Annotated in this window: 9 protein-coding genes; 2 read left to right on the top strand and 7 right to left on the bottom strand. The window is 56.3% G+C overall.

Going from position 1 to position 17,067, the window contains the following annotated elements; translation table 11 throughout:
* Positions 1-92: 92 nt before the first annotated feature.
* The gene (locus tag IG168_RS11345) at positions 93-2,426 is read right to left on the bottom strand and encodes a tetratricopeptide repeat protein (protein WP_226876861.1); all 2,334 of its coding nucleotides are present in this window, start codon (positions 2,424-2,426) and stop codon (positions 93-95) included.
* Between the two features lie 343 nt (positions 2,427-2,769).
* On the opposite strand from IG168_RS11345, the gene IG168_RS11340 reads away from it, so the two are divergent.
* Positions 2,770-3,777, top strand: coding sequence for an HAD family hydrolase (locus tag IG168_RS11340; protein WP_193164503.1), 1,008 nt, complete (start codon positions 2,770-2,772; stop codon positions 3,775-3,777).
* A 106-nt stretch (positions 3,778-3,883) separates the two neighbouring features.
* A complete protein-coding gene (locus IG168_RS11335) occupies positions 3,884-5,440 on the top strand; it encodes an arylsulfatase (protein ID WP_193164502.1) in 1,557 nt (518 codons plus the stop codon).
* 148 nt (positions 5,441-5,588) lie between these two features.
* Here IG168_RS11335 and IG168_RS11330 read toward each other — a convergent pair whose 3' ends face one another.
* The 6 genes from IG168_RS11330 to IG168_RS11305 all read right to left on the bottom strand — a co-directional run bounded on the left by IG168_RS11330 (position 5,589) and on the right by IG168_RS11305 (position 17,063).
* The gene (locus tag IG168_RS11330; protein ID WP_226876859.1) at positions 5,589-7,319 is read right to left on the bottom strand and encodes an arylsulfatase; all 1,731 of its coding nucleotides are present in this window, start codon (positions 7,317-7,319) and stop codon (positions 5,589-5,591) included.
* Between the two features lie 33 nt (positions 7,320-7,352).
* Complete coding sequence (locus IG168_RS11325; RefSeq protein ID WP_226876857.1) at positions 7,353-9,149, bottom strand: arylsulfatase; 1,797 nt, start codon at positions 9,147-9,149, stop codon at positions 7,353-7,355.
* Positions 9,150-9,509: 360 nt separating this feature from the next.
* Complete coding sequence (locus IG168_RS11320; RefSeq protein ID WP_193164501.1) at positions 9,510-10,403, bottom strand: hypothetical protein; 894 nt, start codon at positions 10,401-10,403, stop codon at positions 9,510-9,512.
* A 159-nt stretch (positions 10,404-10,562) separates the two neighbouring features.
* A complete protein-coding gene (locus tag IG168_RS11315) occupies positions 10,563-12,179 on the bottom strand; it encodes a sulfatase-like hydrolase/transferase (RefSeq protein WP_226876855.1) in 1,617 nt (538 codons plus the stop codon).
* 1,021 nt (positions 12,180-13,200) lie between these two features.
* Complete coding sequence (locus tag IG168_RS11310) at positions 13,201-14,907, bottom strand: arylsulfatase (RefSeq protein WP_319024698.1); 1,707 nt, start codon at positions 14,905-14,907, stop codon at positions 13,201-13,203.
* 125 nt (positions 14,908-15,032) lie between these two features.
* Positions 15,033-17,063, bottom strand: a complete 2,031-nt coding sequence (locus tag IG168_RS11305; protein ID WP_226876853.1) for a DUF3604 domain-containing protein — start codon at positions 17,061-17,063, stop codon at positions 15,033-15,035.
* Positions 17,064-17,067: the final 4 nt, after the last annotated feature.

Raw genomic sequence — 17,067 nt, 5'->3', positions numbered from 1 at the left:
ATCGCCGATCGGCGTTGTATAGCGGTAAGCATAGAGGCTTTGCGAGGGGGAGCGCTTGGGAGTCTTGTCCGCCGTGACACCTTTCGTTGGATTCAGCGCAACATATCCGCGTAGTGCTTGGCTTTTTCCAGATTGCCCGTCTCACGGTTGATGGACGCCAGTGCCTGGAGGATTTCCACATTGCCGGGGAAACGCGCCAGCCCTTGATCAAGGGTATTCAATGCCTCATCTGTCTTGCCGACAGAGTTCAGCGCTAGGCCGTAGACATAAACATAGCGGGCCGAGCCCTGCGAGCTCTCGGCGGCTAGGTGCAGGTACTTCAATGCCTCCGCTTTGCGCTGCTGGCGCACCAGGGATAAGCCGAGGCTGTGCTGCACTGGCGCCTTGACGGTGACCTTTCCCAGTGCCGTGCGTAGCAGGGATTCCGCATCGCCCTCGCGGCCCGAGGCGCGATAGAGGTCGGCGAGATTGACGTAGGCGGGGGTGTAATAGGGCGCAAGCGAAATGGCTTGCTGGAACAGCGCTTCCGCCTGTTGTATTTGCCCCTGCTGTGCGCGGACGCCGGCCAAGTTGGCGAGAGACTCGGGCCGATCGCTGTTGAATTTCTCCTGCTCGAGGTACTGGTTGAGGGCCCGGGCAAATTGCTGTTGCACCGAGGCCGGGTAATTGTCCATCGGCATGCCGACCAGGGCATTGGCGGCGAGCGCGGCGATGACGGGTTCGTCTTCATACAGCAGGGGAATGGCGAGTGCGGGCCGGACCTGTTGTGGCACCGCCTGTAGAGAATCCGCCAGGCCGAGTTGCAGCAGCGCGTTGTCTCCCTGGGCGATGGCCTGTAGCAGTTGCGCTGAGTTTCGCGACAGATAGTGCGGCAGCAGGCTCACCGCGGTAGCCCGCGCGATTTCCGGTTGTTTCTCGTCGACGATCAGTGCCATCAGTGCCCCCTCCGCGCCGGGCAGGCCGTGGCGGCCGGCGTAGAGGGCTTCACCGTAGTGTCTGCGGTTTGGCTTGCCGAATTTCCTCTCCAGTTCTGCCGCTGCCCAGGCATTGGATTTGTCACTGTGGCAGCCGGTACAGGCATTGGGTGTCTGCAGGCGGTCGGACAGATCCGGGCGGGGAATACGGAAGCTGTGGTCGCGGCGCGCGTCTACCTGCATATAGGTCTTGGTGGGCATATGACAACTGACACACTGGGCGCCACTACTGTTGACCGGATGCATGTGGTGGTCGGGCGTGTCGAACTTGCTCGGCAGGTGGCACTGGCCGCACAGGCCATTGCCCTCGATGCGTACTTTCAGGTTGTGTGGGTCATGGCAGTTGCTGCAGGTCACTCCGGCCGCGTGCATCTTGCTCTGCAGGAAGGAGCCGTACACATAGACTTCGTCATTGATCTGGCCATCCGCATGGTAGAGCGGTTCGCTCAGCAACGTCAGATTGAAGTGCGCGAGTATCGGATCTCCCGCCTCGGCGCCGGGGAAACCGGTTGTTCGGCGCGAATGGCACTGGGCGCAGGTCTCCAGTTCCGTTTGTGTCTGTGCAGGCCTCACGAGCTGTGCAATACCCGTGTCGGGATTCATATGCCACGCGGCCAGCTTGCGGCTGGCGAAGGAAACCTTCAGTCCCTTGTTGGTGACCCCGGCACTGGGATCTTTGGCCCACTGCACGTGGCGCGAGCCGGGCCCGTGGCAGGCCTCGCAGGCGACATTGATTTCAGACCATTTCGTGTCATAGGTATGAGTGGCTGAGTCGTAGTTTTTCTGCAGGTTGGTGGAGTGGCAGTCCGCGCACATGAAATTCCAGTTGTAATTCAGACCGGTCCAGTGGAGCTCGTCACCGTGTTCAATATGCTCGTCCGGATTCAGGTGGAACCAGCGCTGCCCACCCTCGGATTTGCTGCGGCTATCCCAGGCGATGCTCAATGCCTGCAGCCGGCCGCCGGGAAATTTGACCAGATATTGCTGCAGCGGATAGACACCGAAGGTATAGGCGATGGGGAAGTCGTGCAGCTTACCGTCCGCACCGTCGGTGCGGACGTAGAAATCGCCGTCGCGGCGGAAGAATTTCGACACGGTACCGAAATAGTTGAATTCCGCATTATCGAAGTTGCCAGCTACCGTAGTGTCATTGGCTTCGCGCATGGCTAGGTCGTGCTGTGAATTGCGCCAGGACTGGAACTGTTGCTCGTGACAGGATGCGCACACCTCTGTGCCCACAAAAATACCGGCAGACGCACCGGCCACAGTACCGGTAACAGTACCGGCCAATTTGGCGGGGTGGGGGGGCTCCTGGCTCGGCGAGTTCGCGGGTATTGAGGCGGCCGGCGTAGTCTCGGCTGGACCGCTCTCTCGCTCAGCGTCGGGCAGACTGGTTCTGTCGCAGCCACCGAGCAACAGTGCAACGAGCAGCAACCGGAACAGAATCAACATTGGAATTGCGGATTGTGTCATGGCGAAGCGGGGCGGCTGATGCGGAGCCGCAATCTTGTTATTGACTATTTGGCCACGTCCCATGGCGTGGCATCTCTCTAGGCTAGTCCAGGAACCGTAATTCTGGCACTTAATCCGGTCACGTCGGGCAGGTTTAGGCGCCTTGTACGAAATCGTTCTGTAGCTTGGCGGCTACCGTGCAAGCGCATCGTTGATTCAAATGACTGTCAGGTTCTCTTCAGGGTTGTGGAATTTGGTTGTCAAGTGATCGGCTAAAGTAAAACTAAGTGCCACGTTTCCGCGGCATTGATTTCGCTGTTGTGTTCCCGCTCGAGGAGTGACCATGAAGTTTCAGCGCTTACTCCGTATTTTGACGACTCTCGGCATTGCGCTCGCCACTTGTGCTGTGATGGCGGGCGCTCAGGCCAGCGACCCGCTGCCATCGTGGAATGATGGCAAAACCAAGCAGTCCATCATCTCCTTCGTTGAAAAGACCACCAAACAGGGGGCTGCCGGTTTTGTGCCGCCCGAACAGCGCATCGCCACATTCGATAATGACGGCACCCTGTGGGCGGAGAAGCCGGTCTACTTCCAACTGCTCTACGCCATCGACAAAGTGAAAGAGCAGGCCCCCAAACATCCGGAGTGGAAGCAAAAGGAGCCCTTTGCCTCGATATTGAAAGGCGATCCCAAGAAAGCACTCGCAGGCGGCAAGCCCGCTCTGATGCAGCTAATTGCGGCCACCCATACGGGGATGACCGGTGAAGAATTTCAGGCAAGCGTCAAAAGGTGGCTGGCCACCGCACGACACCCAGAGACCAACAAGCCCTACACCCAGATGATCTACCAGCCCATGCTGGAACTGCTGAAATACCTCCGCGCGAATGGCTTCAAAACATTTATTGTCTCTGGTGGTGGCATCGATTTTCTGCGCGCGTTCGCCGAAAAAACCTACGGTATTCCGCCCGAGCAGGTGGTGGGCAGCAGTCTCAAGGCCAAGTACGAAATGCGTAACGGCAAGCCGGTAATTGTGAAACTGCCCGAAGTGAACCTGATCGATGACAAGGCCGGCAAGCCAGTGGGCATCTACCAGCATATCGGCCGCCGGCCCATTTTTGCCGCCGGTAATTCCGATGGCGACTTCGAAATGCTGCAGTGGACCACCACCGGCGATGGCGACCGCTTCGGTCTGCTGGTACACCACACTGACGGCAAGCGCGAGTGGGCCTACGACCGGGATTCCCATGTGGGCCAGCTGGACAAGGCCCTGGCCGCCGCGCCAAAGGCGGGCTGGACGGTGGTGAATATGAAGAATGACTGGAAAGTGATTTTTCCCTTGGGCAATCGCTAGCGATACGCCAGTTCTCGACATTGACCGATTTCCAGCTTTTCGGCGGGGTAACCGGTCCCTCGCCGGGAAGTTTTAATTACAGGCTGGTTAAGATATGGGAGGCAGTATGTCCCTATCCTCACTACGCAGCTTGCTGTTGGTGCCAATAGCCTCGCTATTGCTCTACCACGGTGCTGCCCTGGCACAATCGAAACCCAATATTCTCGTGATCTGGGGCGATGATATCGGCTTTTGGAATATCAGCTTTAACAATCGGGGAATGTTGGGCTACAAGACCCCGAATATCGACCGCATCGCCAATGAGGGGCTGTCGTTTACCGACTATTACGGCCAGCAATCCTGCACTGCCGGACGCGCTGCCTTTGTTGGTGGCAATGTTCCCATTCGCACAGGAATGACGAAAGTCGGTCTGCCCGGTGCCAAAGAAGGCTGGCAGAAAACCGATGTCACAATTGCCACTGTGTTGAAAAGCCAGGGTTATGCCACTGGTCAATTTGGCAAAAACCACTTTGGTGACCGGGATGAGCACTTGCCCACCAATCACGGTTTTGACGTTTTCTTCGGAAACCTCTATCACCTGAATGCAGAGGAGGAGCCGGAGCACCGCGATTATCCGAAAAACCCGGAGTTTCGTAAAAAGTTTGGGCCCCGGGGTGTTATCAGGGCCACTGCAGACGGAAAGATAGAGGATACCGGACCACTCACCAAGAAACGTATGGAAACGATCGACGAGGAAACCCTGGCTGCCGCGATGGATTTCATCAAACAGCAGGTTAATGCTGGCAAGCCTTTCTTTGTCTGGTGGAATGCCACCCGCATGCACTTTCCCACCTATGTGAAGGAGGAGCACAAGAACCTCGCCGGCAAGAATAGCAACATGTATCAAGACGGTATGGTCGAGCACGATCGACAGGTCGGCCAATTATTGGACCTGCTTGACCAACTGAAGATTGCGGATAACACCATTGTCTTTTATTCGACAGATAATGGCCCGCATTTCAATACTTGGCCGGATGGAGGGCTCACGATATTCCGCGGAGAAAAGAACTCCAACTGGGAGGGCGCCTACCGGGTTCCCGCCTTCGTGCGCTGGCCGGGAATGTTCCCCGCGGGTAAAACCCTCAATGGCATAGTGGCCCATGAAGACTGGCTACCGACATTTTCAGCAGTAGCAGGAAACCCCAAGATCAAAGATCAACTGCTCAAAGGCGTAAGCCTGAATGGCAGGAAGTACCGCAACTATATCGACGGTTACAACATGCTGGATTATTTCACCGGTAAGACAGACGATTCGCCGCGCAAGGAGTTTATCTACGTAAACGACGACGGCCAAATCGTTGCTATGCGTTACGATGCTTGGAAAGCGGTATTCCTGGAAAACCGCGGCCACGCCTTTGGCGTCTGGATGGAGCCTTTCACTGAGTTACGGATTCCACTGATTTTCAACCTGCGTCGTGACCCAATGGAGCGCGCGCAACACAATGCCAACGGTTACTACAACTGGCTCCTCGAGCGCGCGTTTGTGCTGGTACCACTGCAGAAAATGGCGGCCACCTTCCTGCAAACTATGAAGGAGTACCCGCCGAGCCAGACGCCGGGAGCATTTAACCTCAAGAAGATTGAGGAGCAGTTGAATCAATCGATCGAAACAATTGGCGATTAATCCGAAGATGTCAGCAAAAACAAACTGTTCGGGCCTGAATTTTTTCAGTGATGGTTGAAATAGCTGTCGGAAGATAGTATCTCTGCAAATGCGAAAATGGCGCCCACGAGGGGCGCCCGTTTTCTGCGTTTAGAGGGCATTCTCGCGGTTAATCACTCGCATGGCCGGTGGTTCTCACCTCCTGCATGGAGTGGACTATTTGGTCCAGGTTATAGCTTGCCGGCTGTTGTAGTGGCGGGAACTTTTTGTAGGTTTCAAGCTCCTTGAGCCACAACTGTTGCCCGATGGGCAGCAGGTTCCAGTCGTAAATATAGGCCGTGCTCGGTCCCGCGAGTGCACCACCCACTGCAAGGGCACTGAAGTCCGCAAGGACGTTTTTTTCGAATGGGTCACGCTTGAGGTTGGTGATCTGGGTCCAGTGGAATTTCTGCACACCGGTAAAGCCACCCGATGCCGTATCGGGCGCCATCCCGTAGTAGAACTTCCAGTTTTTGTATCGGACCGCCGACGGTGTTGCACCGGCGTAGTAGAAGAGATAGTTACGCGCGGACTCTTCGCTCTTGCCTTCCAGATAGTCGCGCTGGTCGTGGCCATCCAGGGTTGTCTTCTTGATACCGGGATATTTGCCGGCCTCGATTTGCTTTTTCAGCGCGTCGCCCTTGGGGCCCCCGCCGATATTGACTAGGGTGGGCACCCAGTCCAGAGCCGAGAATATCCCGTCCTTGACGGTGCCCGGCTTGATGTGACCGGGCCAGCGGGCAACCATGGGCACGCGCATTCCCCCCTCCCAGGTGGTGAGCTTGCCGCCCCGGAATGGAGTGACACCGCCATCCGGGAAGGTGATTGTTTCGGCGCCGTTGTCGGTGGTGAAGACCACTAGGGTATTGTCCAGCTCCCCCATGTCGTCCAGCTTCTTGAGCACGAGGCCGATGTTATCGTCCAGCTGCTTCATGCCGGCCTCGTTGATACCCCAGTCCTTGCCCCCCTTGGTACCAAGCATATTTTCATACTTGGGTGGGAGCATGGTAGTGACATGCATGCGCGCCGGATTGTAGTAAACGAAGAAGGGCTTGCCGGTCTTGTCCGGGTCGTTGCGGTCGAGAAAGTCGATGACCTTGGCCGAGATTTCCTCGTCTACCGTTCTAGAGCGATCCAGGGTCAGTGGGCCCTCATCCTTACAGGATTGGTTTTTCTCGGTGCCATCCGAAGAGGTGCAGTAGATCACCGGCCGCGGCGGCGTCATACAGGTGCCATCTTTCGGGTCGATGGCGCCGGGCGGGTCGGACAGGCCCTTGATCGGCGTGTTCTTACAGGGCGGCACGACGGCCTGGTCGGTGGTTGTCTTGTTGATATCCGGGAAGCTGACCTGTTGCATGGCATCCAGGTGGTACAGGTAGCCCCAGAATTCCTGGAAGCCGTGGGCGGTGGGCAGCGAGCCTGTCACGTCGCCGAGGTGGTTTTTGCCGAATTCTCCGGTGTTATAGCCGAGGTCGCGCATGAATTTGCCGATCGACGGCGTGCCGGGCAGTAGGGAACTGGTGGCGCCGGGCAGTTGCGGCATCAACATGCCCGCGCGCAGAGGCTGCATACCGGTGACGAAAGCTGTGCGCCCAGCGGTGCAGCTCTGCTCCGCATAATAGGTCATGAACAGCGCACCTTCGTTGGCGATGCGATCGATATTCGGTGTCTCGCCAACCATCAGACCGCGGTGGTAGGCACCAACATTCATGATGCCGATATCGTCGCCCATGATAAACAGAATATTGGGCTTCTTGTTCGCCGCCAGTGCGTTAGTGCAATTCAGGAAGACCAGTGTGAGGAAAATTGGGATTTTCCATGAGCGAAGATCCCAACGGTTTGAGGGTGTTGCTGACATCATGCTGAATTCCCTGCGGTTCCCTTCTCAATAAAATTAGTTACCGGTAGGCATCGGAATTTTGACACCCTCTTTCTCAAGCTGCTCGCGCACCCATTTGAAACGCTGATATCCACTGATGGTAATCGGGCCGGTGTAGGTCTCGCTTTGCAGTTTTCGCGGTGGATATTCGACATAGGTCTTCATGAGATTCTCAATCTCCTGACTGATGGTGACCATGGTCCAGGTGCGCTCGGTGAAATTGTTCATGAATAGATCGTAGCGTTCCTGTGGGTCCTGCCAAAGATCGAACACCTGTGGAACCGTCGCCACATACTTTTTCGCGCCTTTCCAGCCCAGGTTGGCGTCCACTGCCAATCCTCCCGTCACAGCGCCGTCATCACCACGTAAATTGAACACAGCCTTGTAGTTGCCTACGCGGGCGGCCCCCGGCGTTAATTCGTCCTCGGTAAAGTAGAACCAGGCTGTGCGCTTACTTTTTCCGGTTCCGGTCAATACCGGTGACATATCATAACTGTCGAAGTAGATCGGCTTTCCATCGCGATCATTTTTCGGCAGATCGATGCCCGCGACGGATGCGAAGGTGGCCATCAGATCGAGACCGCCGAGGATGTCGTGGTTGCGCTTTCCTCCCGGAATTTTTCCCGGCCAAACGGCAATCGCGGGTACCAGGTTACCGCCCTCGCGGACCGTTCCCTTGGTACCGCGGAATGGCGTATAGCCGGCATCGGGAAATACGTCCTGCCAGGCGCCGTTATCGACCGTGTAAAATACCAGCGTGTTTTTATCCAGGCCAAGTTCGCGCAGTTTATCCAAGACATGCCCGATGCGTGTATCCAGCTCGACCACGGCGTCGGCGTACTTCGATTTGGACATGGATTTATGCTTGAACTCCGGCGCGGGCAAATTCGGCTGGTGGTTCTTCATAAAGTTGATGTTGATGAAGAACGGCGTGTCCGGGTCCTTGGCTGCATCCTCGAGGAATGCCAGGCCGTCTTTCTCGATGTATTCATCGAGGAAGGGCAAGCCGACGACACCTTTTTCCGGGGTGTTGACATACTGGCCGTTGACTTTCCAATCCTGGTGTGGCTTTTCACCGGCGTTACCGGACATCGAGCCCTTGGTCACCTTGTCGAACATGGCGCGCAGCTTCGGGTCCATATCCGGGAACCAGGTGGGGTCGCCGTAGGTATAGGCATTGGCGTGGTAGAGGAAGGCGTGCCTCATCACGTCATAGCCCTGGGCATTCGGCAGGGCGTAGTCGGATTCTCCCAGGTGCCACTTGCCGCTGAAGTAAGTCTTGTAGCCGGCTTTCTTGAGCACTGATCCCAGCGTCCATTCCGCGTGCGGGAGGCCGCCGCCCTGGCCCTGGAAGGCCACCGTCGTCATGCCGCTGCGGTTAGGAATGCGGCCGGTTTGCATGGCGGCGCGGCCGGGGGTGCAGCTCGGTTGTGCATAGAAGGAGAAGAGCGTCATGCCATCAGCCGCCATGCGATCGAAATTTGGTGTCGGCATGCCGCGTCCTTCACCGCCTCCGTAGGGACCGAGATCGCCCCAGCCAGTGTCGTCGGAAACAATCAGCAGAATGTTTGGCTTTGTCCCCCTGACGTTCGAAGGTGCGGCAGTGGTCTGGGCGGAAGTTTGCGACCTATCGGGGGCCTGGCTCGTCGTTGTGTCTGGCATTTGGTCTTCGGACTGGGGGGATGAGGTTGTGCTTGCCGTTGCATCTGAGCCAGTTGATGCGCTTTCCTGTTTCTTTGCGGCGGCGTCGTTGCTGCCGCCGCAGGCGGTGAGGAAAATAGAAAGCATTAACGCAGAATAGAAAATTCGCATGGGTAAACCTCGCAGTCCGGAAAATGCAATTGAGATATTGTCTTCAGTGTCGGTGTGCTTCGATGGGTGTGTAGCAGTGACTACTGCGCGCTCGACTGATTACGACATAGGAAGATTCCGTGGAATCTGGCTGGTAGGAATATAGCCAAGAATATTGGTCCTTATGACGATAATGCGCCTAATGTGCACTAAGAATCGATTGGGCGGATAGCCGATTTCATTGTTGCCGATAAAGTTAAGTGAATGGGAAAGGCAGAACTTTCGGCGCACCGTTGATTTTCATGGCAGTCGGATGCAGCTATGCCGGTGGCATTGCGTCAATCCGCGATAGCAGATGATGGTTCGATTAATGCCGGATAATCATTTGGGTTTTGCGTGTTTTGGCAGAATCCAGTTCAATTCGAACCCAACTAGCCATCTTGGAAAGTCGTCCGGGCGAGCCGCGCTGTACGCGCCTTCGAACGAAAGACTGAAATGTTCGGAACCCACTGAGAAGACTTTTCCCGCCTGAAACCCGATCGGAATTGTGGCTTCACCACCGTTTTCCCAGTCGAAAACAAAGTCGTAATCACTGTGGCCGTAAAACCAACCGCCGGGCAAGTTGTAGGTCAGGGTAGGTGTGATACTCAGAGAATTGACACTTTCCCGATTCGAATCGCCAGCAAATGACGCCGGATTCTGAAACACTGCGCCTACCTGAAGATTCTTTACCGCCGTGTACATGATGGCGGTGGCCGGTCCGAGCTGCCATTTCTCCTGTCCCAGTTCCGGAGCGGTTGCCGTGGGCAATATCGCTGCCACGCCGAAACCCCATCTTCCCCAGGACTCCTTGATCGCGACCAGGTCGAACATTTGCAGGTCACCCAGCCCGGTGGTTCGGTCTGGGGCTGGTGAAGTAACGATCGGTATGGTGATCTTGATCAGCTGTGCGAACCGAATTGTGTCGGATGGCGCAAAGGGGAGTACAGGCTGGATTTCAAACAGGTTGGCCGAGCTACCGGTACCGGGAACGCCGGGCGCATAGATATTGCGGAACTGAATCAGGGGCAGGGGGGCGGTCGGGTCGTTGACCTCGGAAGCCAGTGATTGTGTGTAACCTGCCCGGCCCGATGTAGCGCTCTCAGCCAGTTCCCCGGGTGAGGGAGCAGGGGGGGATGTTTGCGCTTGGGCATCGGGGTGGCAGAAAAATATAGCTCCAATCAGGGAACCCAATAGTAAGCGGGATACCAGGTTTTGGTTGAAGATATCCCTCATTGAATGGTTCACCGTGTAGGGTCGGCTGTGACGTGCAGACTGGCCATCTTCGGCCAAGAAAAATGGTCGGGTCGACACCGGCGATATACCGGTCATCGTCGACGGCCCCACATACGCAGGGCCGTACCGAAAGGCCTGACTGTGAATGCCTGAGTCAGGCTAGGGATTTGCCCTGCCGACCCCACGTTTCTCCATGATCTTCTTCATCGCCTCCCGCGCTTCAGGAGCCAGGTTATACATCGGTGGATTGTTGGACAGGAAACCGATCTTGAACTGCGGCGGGTAGTCCATCAGCTCCTTCATATAGAAGGCGCCAGCTGACATCAGCGGAGTCATCATGGGGATATGTCGTACGCCGATGCTCACGTCTTCCTGCGGGTTGGTGTAGAGGTTGAACATGATGGCGCCACCCGACTCAGTGAAGATCGGGCCACTGAACCCGCCTATGTCGCCTTTTTGAACGACGCCATTCTGGATTTCACCGGTCCAGATGTACTTGAACTCGTCGATACGTATACCGGCGAAGTACTGGTTCAGGGTATAGGGTCGGCTGCGCCGATTCGACAGGTGGTCATCCGCGATCAGGAACGAGGCCTGGTCCACGCCATCGACGTAGCGGTCCTTGGGAAACTCGCCGGCCAGCTTGGCGCCGGGTACACCGGCGAGATGCAGTGCCGTTGGCAGTATGTCGGCAAAATCAAACAGGCCATCGGCCTGGCCCGGCTTGATCATGCCCTTCCAGTATGCAAAGACGGAGCCTCGAACCCCACCTTCCCAGCTCGATCCCTTGCAGCCGCGAAATGGCGTGCGCGCGTGTGGTGGCACCTCGCATTCGGGACCGTTGTCACCGCCGAGCATGAGCACCAGCGTGTTGTCGAGTTCTCCATTTGCCTCCAGCTTGGCCATGAGCTTGCCGAAGATGTCATCCATACGCACGAAACAGTCAGAGTACACGGTGCGCGCCATTGACTTGCCTGCCCACTTATCGTTCGGGTAGTTGTCGAAGTGGCAGCCGCGCGTGGCGTGGTAGAGAAGCCAGGGTTTCTTGCTGCCCTTCATCTTGTCGAGGAAATTCAGGCTGACCTCGAGCCAGTGCGTATCCAGATCCTTGATGTAGTCGAGGTCGATAAGCTTGAGGTTTTTGCAATTCTTCTTGTCGGCGGGCGTGCAGTGAACCTCGTGATGGTTGAACCCCGATTCCTGCATAAACTTGAAGCGCGCGGGCGATAAGGCAACCTCGGGGTTGAAATATACATCGCGCCACTCTGTATACTCGTCCGAGACACCGAGGAAACCGACGTAATCGTCATAGCCGACGTTCTGGGGCTGCGAGCCCTGGTTCTCGCCCATATGCCATTTGCCGACACCCTGGGTTACGTAGCCCTGTTTCTTGAGCAGCATGGGCATGGTGATGGCCCCGTCTAGACCGCCCGGTTCGTCGTACATTGGCGGGCGCAGGATGCCATGGTGCAGCGGGTTCTGTCCGGTGTGAATGGTGGCGCGGGTCGGTGAGCAGGATGGTGTCGTGTAGGCTGACGACAGAATCAGCCCCTCCCGCGCGAACTTGTCGAAGTTCGGCGTCGCGTTGCCAACCGCAGCACCGCCACCATTAAAACCGGGATCCATGTAACCGGTATCGTCCAGCAGGACGATGAGGATATTGGGCTTCCTGCCGGTCTTTCTTTGCAGTGCGGCCAGCTTGTCCTGTGCTTGCTTCAATTGTTCCGGGCGCTGCAGCACCGGATACATATTTGGAGCTGGCTTGACATCCTTCATGGTGAGGGACTGTTCCGGGTGGTCATAGCCCGGCGCCGAAGTCGGGCCAGTCGTACTGCCGCGCGTATTTTGCGCAGTTACACCGTTCGATAATACCAAGGTGGATAAGGCCAACACTGGCCATAACTTTCGCAAGGCTAGTAGAAGGAAGTTCCCATTCATTCTGATACCTCTTAACTCTTAACTCTTAACTCTTAACTGTTAACTCGTCCGTTCGTTAAATTCATTAACTCTGCCGCACGCGTACACCTGAGGTGGCATGGAACTCGTCGAAGCGCAGTGATAGCTTGTTTCAAGCTTGTTATGGAATGGGGACGGTCGGTATTCCACTGGAATCTGGCAGAAGACGTCGACAAAGTATGCTTGAGATGCAACTCGACAAATTTCGCGCAGTTAAAAAATAGTCGTCTATGTGAGGCAGTGTCGGCGAGATGGCGCAGCAAACCTGCTTCGCCGTGAATGATCGGTCAAGATTGCCGTGGCCTACAAATCCCGGACAAAAACTTAGGAGATAAAGTCGACGCCTGAGATAGAGGCATTCAATGAATAGATAAACTCGAACCTTATTCCCCGAGTTCAAGCTGGATGCTATCCGCCTGATCGTAGGCCCTGGTTATTCACATCTGAGGCAGCCCGCTCCCTGAATGTAGGCAGCATCACCATCCGCCGATGCTGGAGCTGTCGTAGATGCGGGCGCAGTCCGAGAGCAGCGGGAATGGCAGAATAGCGATGCATAGGCAAAGCTCAATCAAGTTGCACACGACATTTCTCAACATCATTGATCGTCCCATCGACAACGGGCTTACGGTCGATATTCGGTGTGGCATGCCGTGGTCTTCTCGTCCACCGCAGGGGCAGAGTTCGCCCCGCCAGGTGTCGTCGGAGAAAATCAGCAGAATGTTGGTTTGGGATTGTCCCAAAACAGTGAAATGACTGCTGTGGGTTGAAAAACCAAGTTTGCGCAATTAATCATTCGACCGGGGTCGATGTCGGTGAATCCAATGATGCAACCGGCGTAGACTCACCTTATCAACGCCTGGGAGTTGATTGTCTTGCTCACAGCATCGACCTGGAGCTCCATGCTCTTTTGGCTCGGCGGAAATTCCTTGAAGCTTTCAACAAACTGGGCGATCTTCGGACCTGCCTGGCCGAGGATCCAGCTGCGATTCTCGGCCCATTCATCGTAGCCTCGGGATTCGGTAAAACGCTCGAAGGGGTCTAGTTTGAGATTGATGATGTAAGGTGTCGTCAGAGCTTGTTGCGGGGCGCGGAACCAGTGGTCCTGCTTGATGAATAAGAGTTTCCAGTCACCATAGCGCATGCCGTGGAACGTTGCCTCGGTAAAGTAGTAAAACTCCTTTCGCTTTGATTTTCCCAGATTCAGCAGCAAGTCGCTCTGGTCGTAGCCATCGAGATGCACCTTGTAATTCCGCTTGCCTATATCTTTACCGGTCAGCAATTCTTCCTTGATGTTCTTATCACCCAACCAGGACATGAGTGTGGGAATCCAGTCCTCCATTGTCATGAACTCGCCGGTATAGGTGCCAGCGGGAATGTGTCCCGGCCATTTCACGAGCATGGGGACCCGGAAAGCACCCTCCCAGCCGCCGACACCTTTTTCGCCGTGGAAGGGCTGGTTACCGCCATCCGGCCAGGAGTTTGATGCAGCGCCGTTATCGGTGGAAAACATGACGATGGTGTTGTCCGCCACACCAAGTTGGTCGAGTAGATCGAGCAATTCACCGACATCATCGTCCAATTCCATCATGCCATCGGCATAGAGTCCGTAGCCGCTTTTTCCTTGATATTCCTTGCTGAGGTTCGTGCGGTAATGCATTCGGGTGGTGTTATGCCAGACGAAAAAAGGTTTGCCGGCCTTGACGGCGTCCTTAATGAAGCGTTTTGACTGTTCGAGTACTTCTTGATCCAGGTTGCGCTGTCGCTCACGGCCCCATGGGCCAAGGTCCTCGATTTTCTGCGAGCCGTCGGGAAGTGCCCAGGAATGAATAACGCCGCGCATCTTGAGATGCAGTTTCTTCTGCACTTCCTCGTCTTTCGGGAAGTCATACTGTTCCGGGTATTCCCCTGCATTCAGGTGGTAGAGAATGCCGTAAAACTCATCGAAGCCGTGGTTGGTCGGTAGGTGCTCATCCCGGTCCCCGAGGTGATTTTTGCCAAACTGGCCGGTAGCATAACCGTAAGGCTTCAACATCTCGGCGAGGGTGGGGTCTTTCTCCATTAAGCCTTCTTTGGCACCGGGCAGCCCGACTGTACTCAGTCCCGTGCGAATTGGATACTGCCCAGTGATAAATGCGGCTCTGCCCGCCGTGCAGGACGCCTGTGCGTAATGATCCATGAAGATCATGCCATCTTCGGCGATTCGATCAATGTTTGGTGTACTGCCGCCCATCATGCCGCGATGGTAGGCACTGATATTCCACATGCCAACATCATCGCCCCAGATGATGAGTATGTTTGGCTTTCCATCATGCGCTTGCCTTCCGGCTTTGTTCACTTCCCGCTTTTTCGGTGAGCGCCCGGTGGACGCTGCTCGGGATTGCGTTTCTGATATGGGAGCGCTTTGAGTTGTATCCGCATTAGCGGGAGTCTGGCTTTCCGGCGGGGCGGCGGTATCGCGGTGTTTTGGAGACTCTTCGCGTGAACAGCCGGAGAACAGGGTGATCATTATAGCCAGTGCCAGCAGCCCTGTTGCCTTGGTATGCAACACTGTAAGACCTCCACATCCGGTTGAGGTTAGCCCCGTCCATCGGAGGAGAGGTATTTATCACTCTCCGCGCGAGGGGCAGTGAACCCCGTACAAATCACAGATAATTACGAACGACTCGGTGACCTCTAGGGGTGATACCAGATCGGACTGGAAAACGCGCGTTCCTGGTGGGTCAGAGGTACCTCCTTGTCCATGTCGTCCAGTCCGAAGCGTACCTTGTCGTACAGGGTCCAGCGCGGCGTGGGGATTTCCAGCACGCGGGCATAATAGACGGCCTTTTGCGTGGGATCGAAATCGGGATCCCTGAAAACACCGACCAGCTGTTTGTCGCCGATGGAGTTTTCGTAGGTCGCCTTTTCCAGGTTAACGGTATCTCCCACTGCTGGAATTTTTCCATCGGTATCGGGCTGCCGGTCGCCGGACCATTTCACGTCGTAGATTTTTTCGTGGGTCTTGCCGTCGCTATCGACCCAGCCCTTAATGATCTGGACGCGGTCGAGGTTGGCGCCTTCGGGATCTTTCATGGCCGCGACGAGGAAGGTTGCAGTTTGGCCTTCCTTGGCGCCGCTCAGTTTGCCGCCCATGGGGACACCTTTTTCGTAGCCCAGTGCGGCAATATCGCCGTCCTTGTCCGCATCACTGAAATCGAAGCCACCGAAAAAGCGCACCTTGATCCGCGGGCCGGTAGTGGCAAAGGTTTCCTTGCGCATCATCGCATCCCAGATGGCTTCGCGCGTATTTTCCTTTGCCCAGACGCCCATTACGCCGGAGGCGGCCTGTTCCCATCCGATATAGGCGCCACTGGGCCCGGTCAGCAGTGGGAAGCTCCAGCGCTGTTCGTTGCTCGGTTCCAGCGTCTTGAACTTACCGAAGAAGTTGTCCTCCTCGGTGGTGGAGAGGCCGGTATGGGTGTCAGTGGCGCCATTGACACCGTACTGGAAGGGATTGGTACCCAGTTCGTCTTCGAGGCGCATGCCGTTTTTGAGTGCCTCGCGCCAGTATTCGTACTTGAGCGCGCCCTTGGGCTTGGGCTTCATGATCAGGTTGCCGCGATCCCACAGATCCCAGCTGGCAAACTCGTCCTCCGGTGACAGGGACGGATGGGATTCGCTCTGGCCCTTGATCTGGGTGACTTCGAACAGCGGCTCATATTTCGCACGCATCTGTGCCCACTCTTTGGTCATGGGTGAGCCGTCGAAGCGCTGTTCCTCGAACATGCGGCCGTTGGACAAGTTGCCGTTGTGGGGGATCGCGAGCACGCGGCCGCCGGTCTTCTGCTCGTAGGCCTGCATCCAGGCCCAGAGTTTTTCCGGATCCTGGGTCTCGAAGGTGGTCAACGGCAGCAGGCTGCGTGTGCGCTCGGCGCCATCGCGGAAGATCACGTTGCGGTGCAGGTTATCGCCGCCGTTGGCATTGACGGTCCATTCGTAGGCAATAAAGGTGCTGAATTCGCCGGGCTTGTAGTACTTCTCAGCGGCGTCGACGGTTTTCTCCCAGGCAGATTTCATCCATTTGGGGTCCATGACCACCTTCGGCAATTTGCCTTGGGACTGCAAAACGATCAGTTCGCTCTTGGCGTCCGCCGCGGCTTTTTCATCACCGGAAGCCAGTGCGTCGTGCCAGCGCTTGACGATAGGATCCGCCATCATCTCGTCATTGCCGGCGCGGATCTCGTTGATCACGCCCATGCCGTCGGAATGATCGGTGATCATGAACCAGTCGTATGGGCGGTGCAGCTTGGCCTTGAGGCCGCTGTTGGATTTGACTTCTTTGCCGAGGGCAAAACGATAGGCATCTTCCGGCGTCAGGATGGCGCCGTCCATACCCGCGTCGGCAGACCAGCCAGTGTGCACGTGGGTATCGCCGAAATAGACATTGGTCGGATAGTCGGCGGAAGAGGGCGCCTGGCCTCCAGTGGTGGATCCGCTGGAAGACTGGGCCGTAGATTCGCTGGCGGAATAGGGGTTGGATTCAGTGTTGAGGTCTTCAGACTTGGGCACTGCAGTCCCCATTTCCTCCTCGATAATTTGTTCCTTCCCGGTCGCCTGGTCTTTCGCTGCGCCTTTTGTGGTATCGCGTTCGCCGCCGCACGCGGTCAATATCGCGACCAGAAACATCAGTATGAGTAGCGAGCCGGGCTTTTGCCTGAACGTCATTGGG

It is taken from the genome of Microbulbifer hainanensis (assembly GCF_014904735.1).
GTDB lineage: Bacteria > Pseudomonadota > Gammaproteobacteria > Pseudomonadales > Cellvibrionaceae > Microbulbifer > Microbulbifer hainanensis.
Note: the sequence above shows the minus strand (reverse complement) of the source record. Positions and strands in the feature narration are given on the sequence as shown.

Coding starts and splice junctions, on each gene's coding strand:
- IG168_RS11345 (WP_226876861.1), bottom strand. CDS start 2,426: ATGTTGATTCTGTTCCGGTTGCTGCTCGTTGCACTGTTGCTCGGTGGC.
- IG168_RS11340 (WP_193164503.1), top strand. CDS start 2,770: ATGAAGTTTCAGCGCTTACTCCGTATTTTGACGACTCTCGGCATTGCG.
- IG168_RS11335 (WP_193164502.1), top strand. CDS start 3,884: ATGTCCCTATCCTCACTACGCAGCTTGCTGTTGGTGCCAATAGCCTCG.
- IG168_RS11330 (WP_226876859.1), bottom strand. CDS start 7,319: ATGATGTCAGCAACACCCTCAAACCGTTGGGATCTTCGCTCATGGAAA.
- IG168_RS11325 (WP_226876857.1), bottom strand. CDS start 9,149: ATGCGAATTTTCTATTCTGCGTTAATGCTTTCTATTTTCCTCACCGCC.
- IG168_RS11320 (WP_193164501.1), bottom strand. CDS start 10,403: ATGAGGGATATCTTCAACCAAAACCTGGTATCCCGCTTACTATTGGGT.
- IG168_RS11315 (WP_226876855.1), bottom strand. CDS start 12,179: ATGAAGGATGTCAAGCCAGCTCCAAATATGTATCCGGTGCTGCAGCGC.
- IG168_RS11305 (WP_226876853.1), bottom strand. CDS start 17,063: ATGACGTTCAGGCAAAAGCCCGGCTCGCTACTCATACTGATGTTTCTG.